Below are 6,599 nucleotides of genomic sequence, written 5' to 3'. Positions count from 1 at the left end.
AGCAGGGCTAGCGAATCATGAGTCAAAAAGCTCCCTTGCCCGGCGGCTTGCAAAGAAGTTTGATCTATCAAAGTCCGAGGTCTATGATCTCGTACTTCGACTCAAATGATAGCCTTAAATTATCCTAACATATTAAAATAAAAATACACACAGCACATAATTTTATTTTTATTTCGCTTTTGTAGGTGAAACTAACAAAATCTTTTTTAGACCCATTTCATAAAACTGATCTAATAATTTTTTTTCCAAACCTCTATCTGTGATAAGTATATCAATTTGTCCAATATTTCCATAAGAGAAATTAGCAATATTACCTAACTTTCTATGATCTGCCACTACGATACGCTGGTCTGAACGCTCAAGCATAATTTTATTAACTTGCATTTCGTTAGGATTATGTGTAGTTAAACCTGCCTTGGCAGAAAAGCCATCACAGCCCATTATACATTTAGTAGCTCTGATTTGAGAAAGCATTGATAAAGTAAAATCTCCTGTTAGCGAATGCTTTAGAGGTCTTACTTCACCACCAGTCAAAATCACTGAAATATCTCTAGAATAATCTTTTTCAAGAATCATACCATTATTTGTAATAATTGTTACATTGCTTGAGTGAATATAATCCATGATGCCTAGGGCAGTAGAACTCGAGTTTAATAGAACAATGTCTTCATCCTGTATTAAATCGGCTGCTGTTCTTGATATTAGTTTCTTTATTGATATATATTCACAACCTGTTTGTTTAGCGTAGTTACAGTTAAAAGTTGCTATACCATAAGTATGATTAACATATCCAGCTTTTTGTAATATATCTAAATCGCGACGAATCGTGATTGTTGATACAGAAAAAAAGTTAGCAAGTCTATTAATTGGGATAGACCCTGTTTTTTTAAGTAGCTGTACGATTGATTTGCGACGCTGCTTTACGAATTCTCGGCTTGCCATAACAGATCCTTTTTGTACTAGAAAGATGTGAAAGTTTTACCTACTCTAACAAAAATGAATGATATGATCAATTAGTTAGAATATTAAGTTTTCTATTACCATTTACACCCAAAATATGACCGTTTACAATGAGAATAAACTATGTTCTGATCGTTTAAATTACTATGGCTTCATAGAAAGTAGCACTAAGATATGTGGGAGAAATTGTTTATAAATTATTAAAGAAAAGAGTATTTTATGAAGATTTATATGATTGGCCTTGGTAAGATGGGATTAAATCTTGCTTTAAATATGCAGGAAAAAGGATATGAAGTTATTGGTTATGATATCAAAAATGAAATGGAAGAAAGAGCTATTGCGAATAACATACAAGTTATTAATGATGTAAATCAAATAAAAAAAGATGGAACAAAAAAAATAGTATGGCTAATGCTACCTGCTGGTAAAATAACGAACAATATGATCGTCAGTTTCTCTCAACTTCTTTTAGAAGGGGATATTTTAATTGATGGTGGGAATTCTGATTATCGTGATTCCATTAGTAATGGTCAATTGCTATTAAAAAGTGGAATCCTCTTTTTCGATATAGGTACGTCAGGAGGAGTTTATGGGGCACGGCATGGTGCAAGTTTTATGGTTGGGGGTGATAAAAAAGGATTTAATTTAATTGAACCACTTTTGACAGATATTTCAGCACCAAATGGTCTTCTGTATACTGGGAAATCGGGGAGTGGCCATTATCTTAAAATAATACACAATGCTATTTTACATTCTGAACTAGAGATTTTGGGCGAGGGATTTGATTTATTAAATTCTAGCCAGTTTGAATATAATCTTAAAGACGTTGCATATAATTGGAGTAAGTCTTCTGTGATACGCGGTTGGCTGATGGATCTCCTATATGATGCTTTCTGTAAGAAGCCGAAGCTTGATGATGTTGAGACTACAATTCATTCAAGTAGTGCGTGCATTGATGCTATTAACTCAGCAATGAAATTGAATGTTCCTGTACCTATGATGGGGATTACTTTACTTATGAGACAACGTACTCAGCAGCAAGAAACTTTTTCAGCTAGGATCGTTAATTCATTACGTAAGGAGATAGGTGGCTATAAACCAAAAAAGTAGTTTTATTTTAAGTAAAAATATATTCTACAAAAAATATACTCATGGGAAAAAGGGATATTATGAATGGAATACTTATATTAGTTGGATTCGTTTATTTTTAATATTAGCAAGTGTTTTTACATGTGTTTTAAATTATATTTTAATAACAATTGTGCTTTGTATTGCATATTTTTTTCTTTATATGTTTTATATTATGAAAAATCGTAGTTTGCTTTTAAAATTAAGCAATCCTTCTTACAAGGGGAAATATCAAGTAATTGGAAATAAATACTCATTTTCTAATCCATATACTATTAAGTTTCACTAATTATAAATAAGAAGGTGTGAAATGGTGGATTTTATAGGACCAAATATAAATTTGTGCTCATCGTCAAAGACGAAAAGTTCAGCGCTTAAAGAATTATGTTATATGTTATACGTTAATGGTTGTATTTCTGATAAAAAAAAATTTTGTGAAGCTGTTTATCGCAGAGAGCGTGTTGGAGTAACCGGAATGGAGAATGGTATTGCTATACCTCATGGTGAATCTGACGCTGCTTTAAGAGCTGCGATTGGTGTTTTAAAAACGAGATCCATTATCGGAGATTGGGAAAGCTTAGATAATAAGCCAATTAAATTAGTCTTTTTATTAGTTGTTCCTACAAAAAATAGAAATATTGAACATTTGAAGTTACTTTCACATCTTGCTGCAGCTTTAACGCATAGCGATATTCAGGACCGTCTTCTTAAAGAGGATAGTGTAGAAAGTTTTAAAAAAATATTTTATAAAAGCTGGGAGTGTGAAAAATGAAATTTGTTGGAGTCACTTCGTGCACAGTTGGTATTGCACATACATATATGGCTCGCGAAAAATTGTTATCTGCAGCTAAAGAGCTAGATATGATCGGGCATGTAGAAACTCAAGGAAGTGCTGGAGTGGAGAATGAACTAAGTCAAGATGAAATTAAAGATGCTGATGTAGTAATTATTGCAGCCGATGTTGCAGTAACTGGAGAAGAACGATTCGCTGGTAAGCCTATTGTGCATGTCCCAACAAATACAGCAATTCAAACTCCAAAGAGTCTTCTAAAGACTATTCAAAAAAAATTAAACAGTAAAAGATTTGTGAGGTGATATTATGGCTAAAAATGTTGGAGTGGAAATCCGAAATATTTTTACTGCTCAAAACTTACAGAAACACTTTTTAACGGGTTTATCATTTATGATTCCCGTAATTATTATGTCAGGCTTTTGCACAGCAATTGGCAGAATCATTGGTAATACAGATGTTGAGGGTACAGTTGGTTATTGGCTACTTACTGCAGGCAATGGTGGTTTTAGTATCATGATAGCTATTCTTGCAGCTGGCATTGGCTATTCAATAGCGGGTAAAGCAGCAATTGCACCAGGAATAATGGGTGGCTTTCTTTCTGTAACTGTTAATGCGAGTTTTTTGGGTGGAATGATTGCTGGACTTTTAGCAGGAATTGTTACCATTTTGCTTGTGCGGCTTCCGTTACCTAAGACTGTAAAAGGGATTATTCCATTAGTTATTATTCCGCTTGTGGGCGGAATTTTGGAAGTATTGGTAATCATTTGGATCGTTGGTCCACCTCTTGCAGCTCTTACTTCAGCTGCGATTAACTTTTTTATGAATATGAATACCGGTTCAAAATTTTTACTTGGATTCTGTTTAGGAAGTATGACTGGTTTTGATATGGGTGGTCCAGTTAACAAAATTTCTTTTGCAATTGTAACTGCGTTTGCATCTTCTGGTGTATGGGGGCCAGCAGCTGGAAAAAATGTTGCAGCAATGGCTCCGCCTTTGGGTATCGCCCTTTCGGTGCTTATTTTTGCTCCAAAGAAATGGAAGCCGGCAGATAGGCAGAACGCAATTGCAGCTATTATTATGTCTATGTGTCAGGTGACAGAAGGAGCTTTGCCATTTGCATTTGAAGATCCTGTAAGAACTGTTCCTTGTGTAGTCTTAGGGTCTGGTATTGCAGATGGTTTAATAATGTCATGGGGAGTTACGGTTCCACTTCTTTCTGGAGGTATTTTTACAATACCTGTTGCAAGTGCTCCGTTGTTATACGCTGCGGCTCTTTTAATTGGCGCGTGTATTACAGGTATCTTACTTTCAATTGTTAAACCAAAGATCAAAGAGGATATGAAAGAAGAAAAAGTTACAGATGATCTTAACATCAATATAGATTTTTAATCCAACGAGTGATGAATCAAAAATTTCTTTGAGTTGTGCTGAAAGGAAAAGCTGTGAAATACGAAAAGAAAGTTATTTCTAGGGATTTGCCGAAGTGCTATGCAATAGGTATGTTTAATGATGGTAGTACGAATAGTATTTTAATCGGAGTAGAGAAAAAGGGCCCTATAGTGCGCTTTGCTCTTGATGGGTCGTTGATTGATACTCCAGTGTCTGGTCCTGGTGGAGTGATGACTTTAGTGCAAGTGCCTGGCAGAACAGATCAATTTCTTTCTACTACAGAATTCTATTCTCCTAATTGTGGAGGAGATCATGCACGTATAAGTAGCTATACAAAGCAGCCTGATGGCTCTTGGAAATGTGCAACTCTTGTTAATATGCCATATGTACATAGGTTTGGTATATTAAAAAATACTTCAGGTAACTTGTTTTTATTAGCGTGTACTATTAAGAGTGCATGTGAATATAAAAATGATTGGCGTTTTCCAGGTAAAATTTTTGGTGGTAAGTTATCACATCATCTTGAAGAATTTACTTCAAAACATTCTTTGCCTCTTAAAGTATTAAAAGAGCAACAACTTAAAAATCATGGATTCTATACCGCTCCAGATCGTTCATACGCTCTTATTGGTACTAATGAAGGTTGTTTTAAATTTGAACCTCCAGAGTCTGACCTTGATTCTTGGAAAATTAAGAAACTTTTCTCTGAACAAGTAAGTGATATCTCAGTTACTGATTTTGATAATGATGGCCAAAATGAAATAATTTCGATTTCTCCATTTCATGGAAATACACTTACTATTTGGCATAAAGATAGGGAAGGGCTTTTTACTAAACAATGGGTTGACCCTCAAAAGAGAGAGTTTTTGCATGCAATTTGGGCAGGAGTTTTGTGTGGCCAGCCTTGTGCAATTGTTGGACATCGTAAAGGAGACCGAGATTTAATACGTGTCTTTTTTGATGATGGTGATTTTCATATAGAAAAAATTGACCATGATCGTGGGCCAACAAATTGTTGGGTCTTTAGTGGCGGAAATTTAGATAAAATAGTTGCAGCTAACCGAGAAACAGATGAAGTTGCTTTTTATACTCCTTATAATTAAGACGATGTAAGTTCTTCTTATTGGATATACAGAGTATTCAAGGAGTTTTGTGTCTATTATTAGCGAAATAACTCGAGAAAACTGGATAGAGAATACTTTTCCTGAGTGGGGCACTTGGTTAAATGAGAGCATGGAAAACGATAAGGTAATGCCTAATAACGTTAAGATGTGGTGGCTAGGTTGTTCGGGCATTTTTCTTAAAACTCCTGCTGATGCAAGATTAACTATTGACTTGTGGACCGGGAATGGAAAACGTACTCATGGTAATGGCAAGATGAAAGTTGGACATCAGATGGCAAATATGGCTGGCGTTCGAGCAATGCAGCCAAATTTGCGTAATATTCCGTATGTTTTTGATCCGTTTGCAATTAAGCATGTTGACGTAGTTTTAGCAACGCATTACCACCAAGATCATATGAGTAAAGAATTTGCTGCCCATGTTATTCAGTCTGATATGGCTACTGTTAATGAGCAGGGAAATGAAGTCCCAGTTCCATTTATTGGGCCAGAAAAGTCTGTTAATTTTTGGACGAGTTGGGGAGTGCCGGCAGAGCGTTGTATTGTCGTCAAGCCAGGAGACAGAATTAAGATAAAAGACTTAGAAATAATCGTAATGGACTCTTTTGATCGTACCTGTATAACTACGACAGACTTAACAGGAGCTGATCGTGAAGATTTATGGGGAAAATGTCCAATGGATATGGATAAAAAAGCAGTAAACTATCTTATTCGTACTCCTGGTGGCAATATATACCATAGTGGAGATTCTCATTATTCTATCTATTTTGCAAAGCATGGAAAAGATATTGCAGCTCAATTTGGTGGTGTTGATGTCGCTTTTGGCTCATATGGCTGCAATCCAATTGGTATTCAAGATAAGATGGAAGCCACGGATATTTTACGCATGGCAGAAGCACTTCAAACTAAAGTAGTTATTCCTATACATTGGGATGTTTGGACAAATTTTTATGCTGACCTTAATGAGATTAAAGTTTTATGGGAGATGCGTAAAGATCGTTTAAATTATAAATTTCATCCTTTTTTTTGGAAGGTTGGTGGAGAATATACATATCCTTTAGATAAAGATAAAACTGAGTATATGTATGACCGTGGGTTCCATGATTGCTTCGAGCATGAACCTAATGTTCCATTTCGTTCTATACTCTAAATTCAGGGGGACGTATATGTTGCTCAAAGAAATGCGTGAGCAGGTCTATGAGGCTAAC

Annotated in this window: 7 protein-coding genes; 6 read left to right on the top strand and 1 reads right to left on the bottom strand. The window is 35.3% G+C overall.

Annotation, left to right across the window (positions count from 1 at the left end; all coding sequences use genetic code 11):
* Nucleotides 1–168: 168 nt before the first annotated feature.
* The gene (locus Q7P22_RS11470; RefSeq protein WP_303864285.1) at nucleotides 169–942 is read right to left on the bottom strand and encodes a DeoR/GlpR family DNA-binding transcription regulator; all 774 of its coding nucleotides are present in this window, start codon (nucleotides 940–942) and stop codon (nucleotides 169–171) included.
* Nucleotides 943–1,179: 237 nt separating this feature from the next.
* Between Q7P22_RS11470 and Q7P22_RS11465 the strand changes: the two genes are divergently transcribed.
* From Q7P22_RS11465 to ulaG, 6 genes are all read left to right on the top strand, one after another.
* Nucleotides 1,180–2,070 carry an NADP-dependent phosphogluconate dehydrogenase gene (locus Q7P22_RS11465; RefSeq protein ID WP_303864283.1) on the top strand — a complete coding sequence of 297 codons (891 nt, stop codon included), beginning with the start codon at nucleotides 1,180–1,182 and terminating at the stop codon, nucleotides 2,068–2,070.
* Between the two features lie 328 nt (nucleotides 2,071–2,398).
* Nucleotides 2,399–2,860, top strand: a complete 462-nt coding sequence (locus Q7P22_RS11460) for a PTS sugar transporter subunit IIA (protein WP_303864281.1) — start codon at nucleotides 2,399–2,401, stop codon at nucleotides 2,858–2,860.
* A complete protein-coding gene (locus tag Q7P22_RS11455) occupies nucleotides 2,857–3,183 on the top strand; it encodes a PTS fructose transporter subunit IIB (protein WP_303864279.1) in 327 nt (108 codons plus the stop codon). Before Q7P22_RS11460 ends, Q7P22_RS11455 begins: the two co-directional genes overlap by 4 nt.
* Nucleotides 3,184–3,187: 4 nt before the next feature.
* Nucleotides 3,188–4,270 (top strand): PTS fructose transporter subunit IIC, encoded by a 1,083-nt coding sequence (locus tag Q7P22_RS11450; protein WP_303864277.1) that lies wholly within the window; start codon nucleotides 3,188–3,190, stop codon nucleotides 4,268–4,270.
* A gap of 53 nt (nucleotides 4,271–4,323) precedes the next feature.
* Complete coding sequence (locus Q7P22_RS11445) at nucleotides 4,324–5,373, top strand: hypothetical protein (protein ID WP_303864275.1); 1,050 nt, start codon at nucleotides 4,324–4,326, stop codon at nucleotides 5,371–5,373.
* Nucleotides 5,374–5,422: 49 nt separating this feature from the next.
* Complete coding sequence (ulaG, locus tag Q7P22_RS11440) at nucleotides 5,423–6,541, top strand: L-ascorbate 6-phosphate lactonase (RefSeq protein WP_303864273.1); 1,119 nt, start codon at nucleotides 5,423–5,425, stop codon at nucleotides 6,539–6,541.
* Nucleotides 6,542–6,599 lie beyond the last annotated feature (58 nt).

Origin of the sequence: Alkalibaculum bacchi (genome assembly GCF_937875145.1) — a bacterium.
GTDB lineage: Bacteria > Bacillota > Clostridia > Eubacteriales > Alkalibacteraceae > Alkalibaculum > Alkalibaculum bacchi_A.
This window is presented reverse-complemented; position numbering and strand designations above follow the sequence as displayed.

Bases quoted from the DNA above. Each gene is read 5' to 3' on its own strand.
- Q7P22_RS11470 (WP_303864285.1), bottom strand. From the start codon at position 942: ATGGCAAGCCGAGAATTCGTAAAGCAGCGTCGCAAATCAATCGTACAG.
- Q7P22_RS11465 (WP_303864283.1), top strand. From the start codon at position 1,180: ATGAAGATTTATATGATTGGCCTTGGTAAGATGGGATTAAATCTTGCT.
- Q7P22_RS11460 (WP_303864281.1), top strand. From the start codon at position 2,399: ATGGTGGATTTTATAGGACCAAATATAAATTTGTGCTCATCGTCAAAG.
- Q7P22_RS11455 (WP_303864279.1), top strand. From the start codon at position 2,857: ATGAAATTTGTTGGAGTCACTTCGTGCACAGTTGGTATTGCACATACA.
- Q7P22_RS11450 (WP_303864277.1), top strand. From the start codon at position 3,188: ATGGCTAAAAATGTTGGAGTGGAAATCCGAAATATTTTTACTGCTCAA.